The organism is Streptomyces sp. Q6, assembly GCF_036967205.1.
Taxonomy (GTDB): domain Bacteria; phylum Actinomycetota; class Actinomycetes; order Streptomycetales; family Streptomycetaceae; genus Streptomyces; species Streptomyces citrinus.
Window position 1 is genome coordinate 5,804,892 of record NZ_CP146022.1, and the last position, 15,154, is coordinate 5,820,045.

At 69.2% G+C, this 15,154-nt stretch carries 15 protein-coding genes; all 15 read left to right on the top strand.

Translation table 11 applies throughout. The features are described 5' to 3' along the window. The first annotated feature begins 91 nt into the window (after window positions 1-91). The 15 genes from thrB to V2W30_RS27185 all read left to right on the top strand — a co-directional run bounded on the left by thrB (window position 92) and on the right by V2W30_RS27185 (window position 15,044). Window positions 92-1,018, top strand: a complete 927-nt coding sequence (gene thrB / locus V2W30_RS27115) for a homoserine kinase (protein ID WP_338700551.1) — start codon at window positions 92-94, stop codon at window positions 1,016-1,018. A 405-nt stretch (window positions 1,019-1,423) separates the two neighbouring features. Next, complete coding sequence (rho, locus tag V2W30_RS27120) at window positions 1,424-3,469, top strand: transcription termination factor Rho (RefSeq protein WP_338700553.1); 2,046 nt, start codon at window positions 1,424-1,426, stop codon at window positions 3,467-3,469. 303 nt (window positions 3,470-3,772) lie between these two features. Beyond that, window positions 3,773-4,873: an LCP family protein gene (locus tag V2W30_RS27125; RefSeq protein ID WP_338700555.1), complete on the top strand. Its 1,101-nt coding sequence runs from the start codon at window positions 3,773-3,775 to the stop codon at window positions 4,871-4,873. Window positions 4,874-5,017: 144 nt separating this feature from the next. Next, complete coding sequence (rpmE, locus tag V2W30_RS27130; RefSeq protein WP_100595864.1) at window positions 5,018-5,239, top strand: 50S ribosomal protein L31; 222 nt, start codon at window positions 5,018-5,020, stop codon at window positions 5,237-5,239. A 120-nt stretch (window positions 5,240-5,359) separates the two neighbouring features. Beyond that, complete coding sequence (prfA, locus tag V2W30_RS27135; protein WP_338700567.1) at window positions 5,360-6,436, top strand: peptide chain release factor 1; 1,077 nt, start codon at window positions 5,360-5,362, stop codon at window positions 6,434-6,436. A gap of 47 nt (window positions 6,437-6,483) precedes the next feature. Further along, window positions 6,484-7,329 carry a peptide chain release factor N(5)-glutamine methyltransferase gene (prmC, locus tag V2W30_RS27140; protein WP_338700568.1) on the top strand — a complete coding sequence of 282 codons (846 nt, stop codon included), beginning with the start codon at window positions 6,484-6,486 and terminating at the stop codon, window positions 7,327-7,329. A gap of 62 nt (window positions 7,330-7,391) precedes the next feature. Continuing rightward, window positions 7,392-8,039 carry an L-threonylcarbamoyladenylate synthase gene (locus V2W30_RS27145; protein WP_338700569.1) on the top strand — a complete coding sequence of 216 codons (648 nt, stop codon included), beginning with the start codon at window positions 7,392-7,394 and terminating at the stop codon, window positions 8,037-8,039. Next, window positions 8,036-8,707, top strand: coding sequence for a protein-tyrosine-phosphatase (locus V2W30_RS27150; protein ID WP_425244604.1), 672 nt, complete (start codon window positions 8,036-8,038; stop codon window positions 8,705-8,707). The genes V2W30_RS27145 and V2W30_RS27150 overlap by 4 nt, the downstream gene beginning before the upstream one ends. A 90-nt stretch (window positions 8,708-8,797) precedes the next feature. Then, window positions 8,798-10,066, top strand: a complete 1,269-nt coding sequence (gene glyA / locus V2W30_RS27155) for a serine hydroxymethyltransferase (protein ID WP_338700570.1) — start codon at window positions 8,798-8,800, stop codon at window positions 10,064-10,066. A 157-nt stretch (window positions 10,067-10,223) separates the two neighbouring features. Continuing rightward, window positions 10,224-11,552, top strand: coding sequence for an MraY family glycosyltransferase (locus V2W30_RS27160; protein WP_338700571.1), 1,329 nt, complete (start codon window positions 10,224-10,226; stop codon window positions 11,550-11,552). A 272-nt stretch (window positions 11,553-11,824) separates the two neighbouring features. Further along, complete coding sequence (locus V2W30_RS27165; RefSeq protein WP_338700572.1) at window positions 11,825-12,274, top strand: hypothetical protein; 450 nt, start codon at window positions 11,825-11,827, stop codon at window positions 12,272-12,274. 273 nt (window positions 12,275-12,547) lie between these two features. Next, window positions 12,548-13,318: a F0F1 ATP synthase subunit A gene (gene atpB, locus V2W30_RS27170; protein ID WP_338700573.1), complete on the top strand. Its 771-nt coding sequence runs from the start codon at window positions 12,548-12,550 to the stop codon at window positions 13,316-13,318. Between the two features lie 78 nt (window positions 13,319-13,396). Next, a complete protein-coding gene (gene atpE, locus V2W30_RS27175) occupies window positions 13,397-13,639 on the top strand; it encodes an ATP synthase F0 subunit C (protein ID WP_255975775.1) in 243 nt (80 codons plus the stop codon). A 38-nt stretch (window positions 13,640-13,677) separates the two neighbouring features. After that, a complete protein-coding gene (locus V2W30_RS27180) occupies window positions 13,678-14,226 on the top strand; it encodes a F0F1 ATP synthase subunit B (protein ID WP_338700574.1) in 549 nt (182 codons plus the stop codon). Next, complete coding sequence (locus tag V2W30_RS27185) at window positions 14,223-15,044, top strand: F0F1 ATP synthase subunit delta (RefSeq protein ID WP_338700575.1); 822 nt, start codon at window positions 14,223-14,225, stop codon at window positions 15,042-15,044. The genes V2W30_RS27180 and V2W30_RS27185 overlap by 4 nt, the downstream gene beginning before the upstream one ends. The last annotated feature ends 110 nt before the right edge of the window (window positions 15,045-15,154 follow it).

The window sequence follows — 15,154 nt, forward strand, 5'->3', positions numbered from 1 at the left end:
GAAAGCCTCGAAAGTCTCGACCGTCGTCAGTCTGTCGTCAGTCTTCGGAAGTTCTCGAAACATCCCGCAGCTCAAGGAGAGTCATCGAGCGATGGCCGGTCCCGCGTTCCGCGCCGCCGCCGTCAGGGTGCGCGTCCCCGCCACCAGCGCCAACCTCGGCCCGGGCTTCGACAGCCTCGGCCTGTCGCTGGGGCTCTACGACGACGTCGTCGTCAGGGTCGCCGACTCCGGGCTGAACATCGACATCGCGGGTGAGGGCTCCGAGACCCTGCCGCGCGACGAGTCGCACCTTCTCGTACGTTCCCTGCGCACCGCCTTCGACCTCCTGGGCGGGCAGCCGCGAGGCCTCGAGATCGTCTGCGCCAACCGGATCCCGCACGGCCGCGGCCTGGGTTCCTCCTCCGCCGCCATCGTCGCCGCCGTCGTCGCCGCGCGCGCCGTGACCATAGGCGGCGACACCCGGCTCGACGACGCCGCGCTGCTCGAACTCGCCACCGAGATCGAGGGCCACCCGGACAACGTCGCGCCGTGCCTGCTCGGCGGTTTCACCATCGCGTGGATGGAGGCCGGCGCGGGGCGTGCGGTCCGTCTGGACGCCGCGCGTTCCGTCGTTCCGGTGGTCTTCGTACCCGGAAAGCCGGTCCTCACCGAAATGGCGCGAGGACTGCTGCCGCGCACCGTCCCTCATGTGGACGCAGCGGCCAACGCGGGCCGGGCGGCCCTGCTCGTCGAGGCCCTGACCAGGCGCCCCGAGCTGCTGCTGCCGGCCACCGAGGACCGTCTCCACCAGGAGTACCGCGCTCCCGCCATGCCGGAGAGCGCCGCACTGGTGGAGCGGCTGCGGGCCGACGGGGTGCCCGCGATGATCTCCGGGGCGGGACCGACGGTCATCGCCCTGGTGGAGGACGGAGCGGCCGACAAGGTCGCCCGGCTGGCCGGAGAGGGATGGGCGGCGAATCGCCTGGCCCTCGACGTCGACGGAGCGAGTGTGCTGCCGCTCGGCTCCCAAGCCGTCTGATCGAAAAGCATCCGGTTGCCGGATTGAGAGAGGGGGAATGTTTGTTGGATCCGGTAGTGTTAACCTCAAGTCTGCACCCGACCCCACCATGGCGAGGTGCTGTGTGTCCCCGTCCGGGACAACCATTCTTCCAGGAGCCTCCCCAGCAATTCCGTACATCGTCCTCGTATGCCGAGACGCGGTACTGAATGTTGTCGAGCATGCTCCGGAACCGGCGTGACCGAGCCGCGTGACACAGAAATCCCGTGCACCCGTGGAATCCGGAATCGCTGCCACCAATGAATTCTTCCGCCTCATCGGCGGACAACCGCCCCGGCACGGTCCGTACAGGCAGGACCACCGCCGGACAGCACGACCGGTCGCCGAGCCAGACAGGCCGACGTCCGCTCCAGGGAAGGACCCTTCGTGAGCGACACCACCGATCTGATGGGCGTGACTGCCGACAGCTCTGCTGCCGCGCCCGCCGCGTCCACGGACTCTGCTGCGCCGGCTGCCGGTGCTTCGGGCTCCCGGCGGCGCCGCGGTACCGGCCTCGACGGCATGGTGCTGGCCGAGTTGCAGCAGGTCGCATCGGGCCTCGGCATCAGGGGCACGGCGCGGATGCGCAAGAGCCAGCTGATCGAGGTCATCAAGGAGGCGCAGGCGGGCGGCGGTGCCCCCGCGAAGAGCGCCGACGCCGCCGAGGCGAAGCCGAAGCGCCGGGCCACCTCGAAGGCCCGCACCGGTGACGAGGCCGTGGCCGACACCTCCGTGAAGGCGGACGTCAAGGCGGACAAGGCCGAGACGGCCGACGTCAAGGCGAAGAAGGCCACCGCGCAGCAGCAGATCGAGATCCCCGGCCAGGGCGCCGGGGACGAGCAGCCTGCCGGTGAGCGCCGTCGTCGTCGTGCCACCGCCGACGCGGGCAGCCCGGAGACCGTCACGGCCGAGGCCAAGGCCGAGCCGAAGCAGGACGGCCAGGGCGCCGAGAACAAGGGCGACGGCCAGGACGGCGGCAACGAAGGCCGTCGCGAGCGCCGTGACCGCCGTGACCGTGGGGGCCGCGACCGTGACCGCCGCGGCGGCAAGGGCGACGACCAGGGCCAGGGCCAGGGCAACAAGGACCAGGGCGGCCGCCAGGACCGGCAGGACCGTCAGCAGGGCCAGGGTGGCGGCGGCCGGCAGGACCGCGACCGCAACAACGGCCCGCAGGACGACGACGACTTCGAGGGCGGCCGCCGCGGCCGTCGGGGCCGTTACCGTGACCGCCGTGGCCGTCGCGGGCGCGACGAGCAGGGCTTCGGCAACGAGCCGCAGGTCTCCGACGACGACGTCCTGATCCCCGTCGCGGGCATCCTCGACATCCTCGACAACTACGCCTTCATCCGTACGTCGGGCTACCTGCCGGGTCCCAACGACGTCTACGTCTCCCTCGCTCAGGTCCGCAAGAACGGCCTGCGCAAGGGTGACCACGTCACCGGCGCCGTGCGTCAGCCGAAGGAAGGCGAGCGCCGCGAGAAGTTCAACGCGCTCGTCCGCCTCGACTCGGCGAACGGCATGGCGGCCGAATCCGGCCGCGGGCGCCCGGAGTTCAACAAGCTGACGCCCCTCTACCCGCAGGACCGCCTCCGCCTGGAGACGGACCCGGGCGTGCTGACCACCCGCATCATCGACCTCGTGTCGCCGATCGGTAAGGGCCAGCGCGGTCTGATCGTGGCCCCGCCGAAGACCGGTAAGACCATGATCATGCAGGCGGTCGCCAACGCGATCACGCACAACAACCCCGAGTGCCACCTGATGGTCGTCCTGGTCGACGAGCGTCCGGAAGAGGTCACCGACATGCAGCGGTCGGTCAAGGGCGAGGTCATCTCCTCGACCTTCGACCGTCCGGCCGAGGACCACACCACGGTCGCCGAGCTCGCCATCGAGCGTGCGAAGCGCCTGGTGGAGCTGGGTCACGACGTCGTCGTGCTGCTCGACTCCATCACGCGTCTGGGCCGTGCCTACAACCTGGCGGCGCCGGCCTCCGGCCGCATCCTGTCCGGTGGTGTCGACTCGACCGCCCTGTACCCCCCGAAGCGCTTCTTCGGCGCCGCGCGCAACATCGAGGACGGTGGCTCGCTCACCATCCTGGCGACCGCGCTCGTCGACACCGGGTCCCGCATGGACGAGGTGATCTTCGAGGAGTTCAAGGGCACCGGCAACATGGAGCTCAAGCTCGACCGCAAGCTGGCCGACAAGCGCATCTTCCCGGCGGTGGACGTCGACGCGTCCGGTACCCGTAAGGAAGAGATCCTGCTCGGCAGCGACGAGCTGGCGGTCACCTGGAAGCTGCGTCGCGTGCTGCACGCGCTCGACCAGCAGCAGGCGATCGAGCTGCTGCTCGACAAGATGAAGCAGACGAAGTCGAACGGCGAGTTCCTGCTGCAGATCCAGAAGACGACGCCGACGCCGGGCAACGGCAACGACTGACGCTTCGCGCAACCAGGTACCTCGGGCCGAGCCCCGTCGCTTCGTGCGGCGGGGCTCAGCCGCGTTCACGGCCGGGTGCGCAGTTCCGCGCGGGCCTGGCGGGGCACCCGGCACCCCGAGACCTTCACCACAAGCATAAGAATTCGGGGCCTGTGTGAAGCATGCGGCTCATGAGTACAAAAGTGCAGGTGGGAGGGGTACGGGACCTTGGTCCCGTTACGTTCCGTGTCCGGCGCACTCCTCTGCGGGCACAGCGCGCTGTGCAACGCTTCATGGCGATCGAAACGACCCTGCGAGGAGCACATGCCGGACAGTGACAGCAAGCCCGGGCGCCACCGCGCCAAGGGCCGCCGCCGCAAGCCACGCGACGGACGGGGCAGGGCGCTGCGCATCGTGGCGTGGAGCGCCGCGGGCGTCGTCGTCCTCGGCGGCACGGGCCTCGGGTACGTCTACTTCAAGCTCAACGGCAACATCAAGAGTGTCGACATCAACGCGGCCCTGGGCACGGACCGTCCCGAGAACGTCGACAACGGCTCGCAGGACATCCTCGTGCTCGGCTCCGACAGCCGCGCGGGCGACAACAAGAAGGTCGGCGGCGGCAAGGACGAGGGCTCGGCCCGCTCCGACACCGCGATGGTGGTCCACATCTACAAGGGCCACAAGAAGGCCAGCATCGTCTCCATACCCAGGGACACGCTCATAGACCGGCCTTCCTGCACCGACAAGAACGGCAGCGAGTACCCCGCGGCGCACGACGTCATGTTCAACTCCGCGTACTCCACCGGCGGCGCGGCCTGCGCGGTCAAGACCGTCGAGTCCATCAGCGGCATCCGCATGGACCACTACGTCGAGGTCGACTTCAGCGGCTTCCAGGAGCTCATCGACGACCTCGGCGGCGTCGAGGTCACCACCAGCAAGGCCATCAACGACCCCGACAGCCATCTGAACCTCGACGCCGGCTCCCACAAGCTCGACGGCGAGCAGGCGCTCGGTCTCGTACGGACCCGGCACGGCGTCGGCGACGGCAGCGACCTGGGCCGCATCCAGTTGCAGCAGGCGTTCATGAAGGCCCTGATGGACCAGATCAAGGACGTCGGCGTCTTCACCAGCCCGAAGAAGCTCTACGACCTGGCGAACACGGCCACGAAGTCCGTGACGACGGACTCGGAGCTCGCCTCGGTCAAGGACCTCACCTCGTTCGCGAACGGGCTCAAGGGCATCGGCTCCAACGACATGAACATGGTCACGATGCCGGTGCAGTACGACGCGAACGACGCCAACCGCGTCCTGGTCGACCGGACCAAGTCCGACGCGGTCTGGAAGGCCCTCAAGGCCGACAGGGCGGTCCCGAAGTCCGCCACCGAGGGGACGGCGACCGGCACCGCGGAGGGCGTCGTGAACTAGCCCCACACCCGCCGGGAATAGTTCGGGCCCGACCCTCGTTTTGGGGGATACGGCCAGTCCTGGCAGACTGGTACGTCGGCTCCGGTTCACGCTCCCGTATCCCGCGGGTGGCGACCCGGCGCCCTCCCGAAACTAGGAGACACCTTGAAGCGCGACATCCACCCCGAGTACGTCGAGACGCAGGTCAGCTGCACCTGTGGCGCGTCGTTCACCACCCGTAGCACCATCTCGTCCGGCACCGTCCGTGCCGAGGTCTGCTCCGAGTGCCACCCGTTCTACACGGGCAAGCAGAAGATCCTCGACACCGGTGGCCGCGTGGCCCGCTTCGAGGCCCGCTTCGGCAAGGCTGCCGCTGCCAACAAGTAGCGAGGCTTCAGCGCCGGTCTCCGGTGTCCCTGGTCAACGGGGACACCGGGACCGGCGCTTTGCGGTGCAGCACCTTGTCTTTGGAATGACACAGCCTTCACGTACAAGCAGGAGCCGGACATGTTCGAGGCCGTCGAGGACCTGATCGGCGAGCACGCCGATCTGGAGAAGAAGCTCGCTGACCCGTCGGTCCACGCCGACCAGGCCAACGCGCGCAAGCTGAACAAGCGCTACGCCGAGCTCACCCCGATCGTCGCGACGTACCGCTCCTGGAAGCAGAACGGTGACGACATCGAGACGGCGAAGGAGTTCGCCGCCGACGACCCCGACTTCGTCGCCGAGGTCAAGGAACTCGAGAAGGCGCGCGAGGAGATCACCGAGAAGCTGCGGCTCCTGCTGGTGCCCCGCGACCCGTCCGACGACAAGGACGTGATCCTCGAGATCAAGGCCGGCGCGGGCGGCGACGAGTCCGCGCTGTTCGCCGGCGACCTGCTGCGCATGTACCTGCGGTACGCGGAGCGCGTCGGCTGGAAGACCGAGATCATCGACGCCACCGAGTCCGAGCTGGGCGGCTACAAGGACGTCCAGGTCGCCGTGAAGACCAAGGGCGGCAACGGCGCGACCGAGCCCGGCCAGGGCGTCTGGGCCCGCCTCAAGTACGAGGGCGGCGTGCACCGCGTGCAGCGTGTGCCGGCGACCGAGTCGCAGGGCCGCATCCACACCTCCGCCGCCGGCGTGCTCGTCACGCCCGAGGCCGAGGAGGTCGACGTCGAGATCAACATGAACGATCTGCGGATCGACGTGTACCGCTCCTCCGGTCCCGGTGGCCAGTCCGTCAACACGACCGACTCCGCCGTGCGCATCACGCACATTCCCACCGGAGTCGTCGCTTCCTGCCAGAACGAGAAGAGCCAGCTCCAGAACAAGGAGCAGGCGATGCGTATCCTGCGCTCCAGGCTCCTCGCAGCGGCGCAGGAGGAAGCGGAGCGGGAAGCCGCCGACGCCCGCCGCAGCCAGGTCCGCACCGTCGACCGCTCCGAGAAGATCCGTACGTACAACTTCCCGGAGAACCGCATCTCGGACCACCGCGTCGGCTTCAAGGCGTACAACTTGGACCAGGTGCTCGACGGCGACCTCGACGCCATGATCCAGGCGTGCGTCGACGCGGACTCGGCCGCCAAGCTCGCCGCCGCGTAAGACCTTCTGTACGTCCGTAAGTCCACAGCTCAGCCCGGAGGACCAGCGTGAACCTGCTGCTCGCGGAAGTGGCCCAGGCCACCCAGCGGCTGGCCGACGCCGGCGTGCCCTCGCCGCGCAACGACGCGGAAGAGCTCGCCGCGTTCGTGCACGGCGTCAAGCGGGGCGAGCTGCACACCGTCAAGGACGTGGACTTCGACGCCCGCTACTGGGAGGTGACCGCGCGCCGCGAGGCGCGCGAGCCGCTCCAGCACATCACCGGCCGCGCCTACTTCCGCTACCTGGAGCTCCAGGTAGGACCCGGCGTCTTCGTGCCGCGCCCGGAGACCGAGTCGGTCGTCGGCTGGGCCATAGACGCCGTCCGCGCGATGGACGTCGTCGAACCGCTCATCGTCGACCTGTGCACCGGCTCGGGCGCCATCGCGCTCGCGCTCGCGCAGGAGGTGCCGCGCTCGCGCGTGCACGCCGTGGAGCTGTCCGAGGACGCCCTGAAGTGGACGCGGAAGAACGTCGAGGGGTCCAGGGTCGACCTGCGCCAGGGAGACGCCCTGGAGGCCTTCCCCGACCTCGACGGCCAGGTCGACCTCGTCGTCTCGAACCCGCCGTACATCCCGCTCACCGAGTGGGAGTACGTGGCTCCCGAGGCCCGCGACTACGACCCGGACATGGCGCTGTTCTCCGGCGAGGACGGCCTCGACCTGATCCGCGGCATCGAGCGCACCGCCCACCGGCTGCTCCGCCCCGGCGGGGTCGTCGTCATCGAGCACGCGGACACCCAGGGCGGCCTGGTGCCGTGGATCTTCACCGAGGAGCGGGGCTGGGCCGACGCGGCCGACCACCCGGACCTCAACAACCGGCCTCGGTTCGCGACCGCCCGCAAGGCGATGCCGTGACCGACGTATTTCATCCCTTTGAGCTGTACGCAGAGCAGTACGCAGAGCAGGAGGCCCGCTAAATGGCACGGCGTTACGACACCAACGACGCGACCGACCGCGCTACCGGTCTGCGTGAAGCCGCGTCCGCCGTCCGCCGCGGCGAACTCGTCGTGCTGCCCACCGACACCGTCTACGGGATCGGCGCGGACGCGTTCACGCCCGAGGCGGTCGGTGACCTCCTGGAGGCCAAGGGCCGGGGCCGCAACATGCCCAGCCCCGTCCTGATCGGCTCGCCGAACACGCTGCACGGCCTCGTCACGGACTTCTCCGAGATGGCCTGGGAGCTCGTCGACGCGTTCTGGCCGGGCGCCCTGACGATCGTCGCCAAGCACCAGCCGTCCCTCCAGTGGGACCTCGGGGAGACCCGTGGCACCGTCGCCGTGCGCATGCCGCTGCACCCGGTCGCCATCGAGCTGCTCACCGAGGTCGGCCCGATGGCCGTGTCCTCCGCGAACCTGACCGGCCACCGCGCCCCCGAGGACTGTGACGCCGCGCAGGAGATGCTCGGCGACTCCGTCTCCGTGTACCTCGACGGCGGCCCGACCCCGGGCATCGTCCCGTCGTCCATCGTCGACGTGACGGGCAAGGTGCCGGTGCTGCTGCGCGCGGGCTCCCTCAGCGCCGAGGAGCTGCGCAAGGTGGTACCCGACCTCGAGGTGGCGAATTGACCGCCCCTGAGACGGGGCGTGGCATAGGCAACGAGGCCGTCGTGTACGGGGAGCCCCCGGTGCTCCCCGGCGATTCCTTCCGCATCCTCCACGTCAGCACCGGCAACGTCTGCCGCTCGCCGATCACCGAGCGGCTGACCAGGCATGCCCTGGCGGACCGCCTCGGTGATCCGCTGGCCGGCGGCCTCGTCGTGGAGAGCGCGGGCACCTGGGGCCACGAGGGCGCCCCGATGGAGGCCAACGCCGAGACGGTCCTCGCCGACTTCGGCGCCGACCCCTCCGGTTTCGTCGGGCGTGAACTCCTCGACGACCACGTCATAAGGGCCGACCTGGTCCTGACCGCGACCCGGGACCACCGGGCGCAGGTCATCTCCATGGGGCACAGCGCGGGCCTGCGCACGTTCACCCTGAAGGAGTTCACGCGCCTCGTACGGGCCATAGACCCGGCGACCCTCCCCGACCCGCTGGACGGCGGCGTGGTGGAGCGTGCGCGGGCCTTGGTGCGCGCCGCGGCGGCTCTACGCGGGTGGCTCCTGGCCCCGTCCGTGGAGGCGGACGAGGTCTACGACCCGTACGGCGCCCCGCTGCCGTTCTTCCGGTCGGTGGGCTCCGAGATCAACGAGGCGCTCGACCCGGTGGTCGCGGCGCTCACGGGCGTCGTCAAGTAGTCCCCCTCCGGCGGCGACCCCGGGCGGCCCGCCCCCTTCGGATCTACATTGGAAGGCACCCACCTCCCACCGCGAGGCCCGGAGCCGAAGATGCCGGTCACCACAGCACCCGCACCCCTGGCGGAGCTCCTGCGCCAGGACCCCGAACTGGCCGAGGTCATCCTCGGGGAGACGGCCCGCCAGGCCGACTCGCTCCAGCTCATCGCGGCGGAGAACTTCACGTCCCCCGCCGTCCTGGCCGCCCTCGGCTCCCCCCTGGCCAACAAGTACGCGGAGGGCTATCCGGGCGCCCGTCACCACGGCGGCTGCGAACTGGTCGACGTGGCCGAGCGGATCGCCGTGGAGCGCGCCAAGGCCCTCTTCGGCGCCCAGCACGTCAACGTCCAGGCGCACAGCGGCTCTTCGGCCGTCCTGGCGGCCTACGCGGTCCTTCTCAGGCCCGGTGACACCGTGCTCGCGATGGGCCTGCCGGCCGGCGGCCACCTCACCCACGGCTCCCCGGCGAACTTCTCGGGCCGCTGGTTCGACTTCGTGCCCTACGGCGTCGACCCGGAGAGCGGGCTCATCGACCACGACGAGGTCCACGCCCTGGCCCGCGCCCACCGCCCCAAGGCGATCGTGTGCGGCTCGATCTCGTACCCCCGGCACATCGACTACGCGGCCTTCCGTGCCATCGCGGACGACGTCGGCGCCCACCTCATCGCGGACGCCGCGCATCCCATCGGGCTCGTCGCCGGGGGAGCGGCCCCCAACCCGGTCCCGTACGCGGACATCGTCTGCGCCACCACGCACAAGGTGCTGCGCGGCCCCCGCGGCGGCATGCTGCTGTGCTCCGCGGAGCTCGCGGACCGCGTCGACCGGGCGGTCTTCCCGTTCACCCAGGGCGGCGCGCAGATGCACACCATCGCCGCGAAGGCCGTCGCGTTCGGCGAGGCGGCGACCCCGGCCTTCACCGCGTACGCCCACCAGGTGGTGGCCAACGCGCGCGTGCTGGCCGGAGCCCTCGCCGCGGAGGGGTTCGCCGTCACGACCGGCGGCACGGACACCCACCTCGTCACCGTCGACCCGGCGCCGCTCGGGGTGCCGGGCCGCACCGCCCGCGGCCGACTGGCCTCCGCCGGCATGGTCGTCGACACCTGCGCCCTCCCACGCGGCGGAGCCGCACAGGTCACGGCCGGGGACGACCGCGGCCTGCGCCTGGGCACCGCCGCACTCACCACCCAGGGCATGGGCGAGCCGGAGGCGGCACGGATCGCGGTGCTCTTCTCGGGTGTCGTCCGCGGTGACCTGGACCCGCGCGCGGCCCGCGAAGAGGTGCGTGACCTGGCCGGAAGATTCCCCCCGTACCCTGCCGGATAGCGGGTAGGCGGGCTCTCGGGACACTCGCGGTACGTCGCCACGACGCAACCGGAACGTCACTCGTGCAACCATCGTCGCTACCCGGAAGTCCTCAACCTCAACCACGCGAAGCTAGGGTGTGGGGCTGAGATGGCCAGCGATACCTGTGGGGAAGCCCGTGCGTGAATACCTGCTGACGCTCTGCATCACGGCCGCGGTGACCTATCTGCTCACAGGCCCGGTGCGGAAGTTCGCGATCGTGGCCGGCGCCATGCCGGAGATCCGGGCACGAGACGTGCACCGGGAGCCCACACCGCGGCTCGGCGGTATCGCCATGTTCTTCGGACTGTGCGCGGGCCTCCTGGTCGCCGACCACCTGGCCAACCTGGACAAGGTCTTCGAGTCGTCGAACGAGCCGCGGGCGCTGCTCTCCGGAGCCGCCCTGATCTGGCTGATCGGCGTCCTGGACGACAAGTTCGAGATCGACGCGCTCATCAAGCTCGGCGGCCAGATGATCGCCGCCGGCGTCATGGTCATGCAGGGTCTGACGATCCTGTGGCTGCCGATCCCGGGCGTCGGCACGGTCTCCCTGACGCAGTGGCAGGGCACGCTCCTCACGGTCGCCCTCGTCGTCATCACGATCAACGCCGTGAACTTCGTGGACGGGCTCGACGGCCTGGCGGCGGGCATGGTGTGCATCGCCGCCGCGGCGTTCTTCCTGTACGCGTACCGGATCTGGTACGGCTACGGCATCGAGGCCGCCGCCCCCGCGACGCTGTTCGCGGCGATCCTGATGGGCATGTGCCTGGGCTTCCTGCCGCACAACATGCACCCCGCGCGGATCTTCATGGGCGACTCGGGCTCGATGCTCATCGGCCTGGTCCTCGCGGCCGGCGCCATCTCCATGACGGGCCAGATCGACCCGGACGCCCTCAAGCTCAACCTCGGCGGCTCCACCCGTGACACCACGCACGCGATGCTCCCGGTCTTCATCCCGCTCGTGATGCCGCTCACGATCATCGCGATCCCGTTCGCCGACCTGGTGCTCGCGATCGTGCGCCGCACCTGGAACGGCCAGTCGCCGTTCGCCGCCGACCGCGGGCATCTGCACCACCGGCTCCTGGAGATCGGCCACTCGCACTCCCGCGCGGTGCTGATCATGTACTTCTGGTCGGGTCTCATCGCCTTCGGCGCGGTCGCGTACTCGGTGCACTCGGCCTCGGGGATGTGGGTCGTGCTCACGATCGTCGCGCTGAGCTTCGTCGGTCTGGTGCTGCTCCTGCTGCCGCGCTTCACGCCGCACGCCCCGCGCTGGGCCGAGCACTTGGTGCCGCCGCGCTACCGGCGCCGCCGTCGTACGGCCGTGGCGGAGGAGCCGTACGAGGCCACGGAGCAGGGCGACGACGAACCGGAGCGCACGCCGATTCCGGCAGGAGTCAACGGGGCGACGGCAATTGGCGCTCGTTCGCGGTTCACGGATCGGCGTAAGGCGGGATCGTCGCGTTGACCGGGACGTCCGTGGCGGGTCGAAATGGCTCCAATACCAGACAAGTTGACCGTTCGAGCGCACACACGCGCAGGTTCCCCCTCACGTGTGACGGTTGGCACACCATCTAGGTAAAGACCGCATCAAATAGTTTGTGATACCGTTCACGAGACCCGGGGATAGAGCCGAAGGACCGTAGTGCGACGGTCTATTGGCCCGAAGTTCCCTCTCGGCCCCGGACTACGCTCGTCCATGACGACACCCTGCCCCCATCAAAAAGCGGAGCTGCCGCCATGCCGTCCAACGACGCACGGACCCTTCTTCAAGCCCTCGTACCCACCGCCATCGCCGGCGTGATTGCCGCGGTGATCAGTGGTGTGGTTGCGGGTGGCAAGGGGGCCATCGGTGCGGTCGTCGGGACGCTGCTGGTCATCGCTTTCATGGGACTTGGGCAGTTCGTCCTCTTCAGGACGGCCAAATCGCTTCCGCAGCTGTTCCAGGCGATGGGCATGATGCTCTACGTCGCTCAGCTGCTGCTGCTCCTCATCTTCGTGGCTGTCTTCAAGGACACCACGCTGTTCAACCCCCGGGCCTTCGCCGCCACCCTCGTGGCCACGACCGTCGTGTGGATGGGCTTCCAGGCCCGCGCGCACCTCAAGGCGAAGGTCTTCTACGTCGATCCCGATTCGGCGAGCGCCTCAACCACCAGCGAGAACCCCGAGAAGACCGGGTCTTCGTCGTGACGGGTAGGGGCGGGATAAAGGGGCGATCGGGATGCTGCTATCGTCCGGTGCCAACTGCGGCATCGCTGGCGCGGGCATCTGAGCTGACGCCTGCACGATCGCGAGGCTCATTGCCTGCCCGCCGCCCCCACACCCGAAACACCAGACCGGTGCCGATCCGCGGCTGCGCGCCGCACCGACACAACGAGGTTGCCGTACTTATGCGTCACGCCGAAGGAGCCCGCGGTGAGTGCTGACACGACCCAGCTCGCGTTTGACTGGAGCTGTCGGATCATGTCCGACAACGGGTGTGGCTTCCCGGCGCCGGGCCTGCACTCCTTCCTGTTCCAGCCGATCTTCACCATCGGCGGGTTCGAGTTCAACAAGGTGATGCTGCTCGCCCTGCTGACCTCGCTCGTGGTCGTGAGCTTCTTCTACGCCGCGTTCGGTCGCGCCAAGGTCGTCCCGGGCAAGGCCCAGATGATCGGCGAGGCCGGCTACGACTTCGTGCGCCGCAGCATCGTCTACGAGACGCTCGGCAAGCGCGAGGGCGAGAAGTACGTCCCGCTGATGGTCTCGCTGTTCTTCTTCGTGTGGATCATGAACGTCTGGTCCGTGATCCCGCTGGCGCAGTTCCCGGTCGCCTCGGTCATCGCGTACCCGGCGGTCCTCGCGATCATCGTCTACGTGCTGTGGGTCTCGCTGACCTTCAAGCGCCACGGCTTCGTCGGCGGCTGGAAGAACATCGTCGGCTACGACCCGTCGCTCGGCCCGATCAAGTGGCTGGTCTCGTTCATCGAGTTCTTCTCGAACCTGCTGGTCCGCCCGTTCACGCACGCGGTGCGACTCTTCGCCAACATGTTCGCCGGTCACCTCATGCTGGTCATGTTCACGGTCGCCTCCTGGTACCTGCTGAACGGCTGGATGGTCCCGGCCGCGGGCGTCTCGTTCGTCATGACGATCGTCATGATCCTCTTCGAGCTTTTCGTGCAGGCCGTCCAGGCGTACGTCTTCGTGCTCCTCGCCTGCTCGTACATCCAGGGCGCGCTCGCCGAGCACCACTGAGCCAGCCCGCTCCGCTTCACCCCCGATTCGTCCGGTGGCCAACCCCCACCGGCCCTTGAAAGAGAAGGAAGAACCGGCATGTCCGCTCTCCAGACCCTCGCCGCCGAAGGCCTCCACGGCTCCACTGGTTCGATCGGTTACGGCCTTGCCGCCATCGGCCCCGGCATCGGCGTCGGCATCGTGTTCGGTAAGGGCACCGAGGCTCTCGCCCGTCAGCCCGAAGCCGCTGGTCTGATCCGCGCCAACCAGATTCTTGGTTTCGCCTTCTGTGAGGCGCTCGCCCTCATCGGCATCGTTATGCCGTTCGTGTTCGGTAAGTAATCACCTCTTACTGACACGATTCGACGAAAGGCACTGATGTGATCGCCAACCTGGTTGCACTCGCGGCCGAGGAGGAGCAGAACCCGCTCATCCCGCCCGGCCCCGAGCTGCTCGTCGGCACCCTTGCCTTCGCCATCGTCTTCTTCTTCTTCGCCAAGAAGCTCCTCCCGCGTATCAACAAGACGCTGGAAGAGCGCCGCGAGCTGATCGAAGGCGGTATCGAGAAGGCCGAGGCCGCTCAGACCGAGGCACAGAGCGTTCTTGAGCAGTACAAGGCTCAGCTCGCCGAGGCCCGGCACGAGGCCGCGCGGCTGCGCCAGGAGGCGCAGGAGCAGGGCGCCACGCTCATCGCCGAGATGCGTGCGGAAGGCCAGCGGCAGCGTGAGGAAATCATCGCCGCCGGTCACGCCCAGATCGAGGCCGACCGCAAGGCCGCCTCTCAGGCGCTGCGTCAGGACGTCGGCCAGCTGGCCACCGACCTGGCCGGCAAGCTGGTCGGCGAGTCGCTGGACGACTACGCCCGGCAGTCGCGCACCATCGACCGCTTCCTCGACGAGCTCGAGGAGAAGGCCGAGGCCGCTCGATGACCGCCCACGGAGCGAGCCGCGAGGCCCTCGCCGCCGCGCGAGAGCGTCTGGACGCGCTGACCGACTCCACGTCGGTCGACGCCAGGACGCTCGCCGGTGACCTGGCCGCGGTGACCGCGCTGTTCGACCGCGAGGTGTCGCTGCGTCGGGTCCTGACCGACCCGGCGCAGGCCGGCGACGCCAAGGCCGAGCTTGCGAACCGCCTGCTCGGCGGCCTGCTCGGCGGCGAAGCCGTCGACCTGGTGTCCGGTCTGGTCCGCTCCCGCTGGTCGGCCTCGCGCGACCTGGTCGACTCCATCGAGGAGCTGGCCAACACCGCGGACCTCACCGCGGCGCAGAAGAGCGGCGAGCTGGACGACGTCGAGGACGAGCTGTTCCGGTTCGACCGGATCGTCTCCTCCAACGCCGCGCTGCGTGCCGCGCTGACCGACAAGGGCGCCTCGGCCTCGGCCAAGGCCTCCCTGGTCAAGGAGCTTCTGGGTGGCCGGGCCAAGCCCACCACCGAGCGGCTCGTCGAGCGTCTTGTGACCGCGCCCCGGGGACGTAGCCTGGAAGCGGGACTCGAGTCCCTCTCCAAGCTCGCCGCCGAGCGCCGGGAGCGCATGGTGGCGACCGTCACCACGGCGGTCCCGCTGACGGACTCGCAGAAGCAGCGCCTGGGTGCGTCCCTGGCGAAGCTCTACGGGCGTCAGATGCACCTCAACCTGGACGTGGACCCCGAGGTCCTCGGCGGGATCAAGGTGCAGGTGGGCGACGAGGTCATCAACGGCTCCATCGCGGACCGCATCGAGGACGCCAGCCGCCGCATGGCCGGCTGACACCTCACCACGTACGACTACGGCCCTAGTTGGGCCGTGCAGAGGATTCCTGGGGGCTGACCCCAGACCCCAAGAACACTTCGGGCCCAACAAGGAGAGCAGGGAACCCA

What these genes read in the sequence shown, in the direction of transcription:
- thrB (WP_338700551.1), top strand. Translation starts at nt 92, where the DNA reads ATGGCCGGTCCCGCGTTCCGCGCCGCCGCCGTCAGGGTGCGCGTCCCC.
- V2W30_RS27125 (WP_338700555.1), top strand. Translation starts at nt 3,773, where the DNA reads ATGCCGGACAGTGACAGCAAGCCCGGGCGCCACCGCGCCAAGGGCCGC.
- prfA (WP_338700567.1), top strand. Translation starts at nt 5,360, where the DNA reads ATGTTCGAGGCCGTCGAGGACCTGATCGGCGAGCACGCCGATCTGGAG.
- V2W30_RS27145 (WP_338700569.1), top strand. Translation starts at nt 7,392, where the DNA reads ATGGCACGGCGTTACGACACCAACGACGCGACCGACCGCGCTACCGGT.
- glyA (WP_338700570.1), top strand. Translation starts at nt 8,798, where the DNA reads ATGCCGGTCACCACAGCACCCGCACCCCTGGCGGAGCTCCTGCGCCAG.
- V2W30_RS27165 (WP_338700572.1), top strand. Translation starts at nt 11,825, where the DNA reads ATGCCGTCCAACGACGCACGGACCCTTCTTCAAGCCCTCGTACCCACC.
- atpB (WP_338700573.1), top strand. Translation starts at nt 12,548, where the DNA reads ATGTCCGACAACGGGTGTGGCTTCCCGGCGCCGGGCCTGCACTCCTTC.
- atpE (WP_255975775.1), top strand. Translation starts at nt 13,397, where the DNA reads ATGTCCGCTCTCCAGACCCTCGCCGCCGAAGGCCTCCACGGCTCCACT.
- V2W30_RS27185 (WP_338700575.1), top strand. Translation starts at nt 14,223, where the DNA reads ATGACCGCCCACGGAGCGAGCCGCGAGGCCCTCGCCGCCGCGCGAGAG.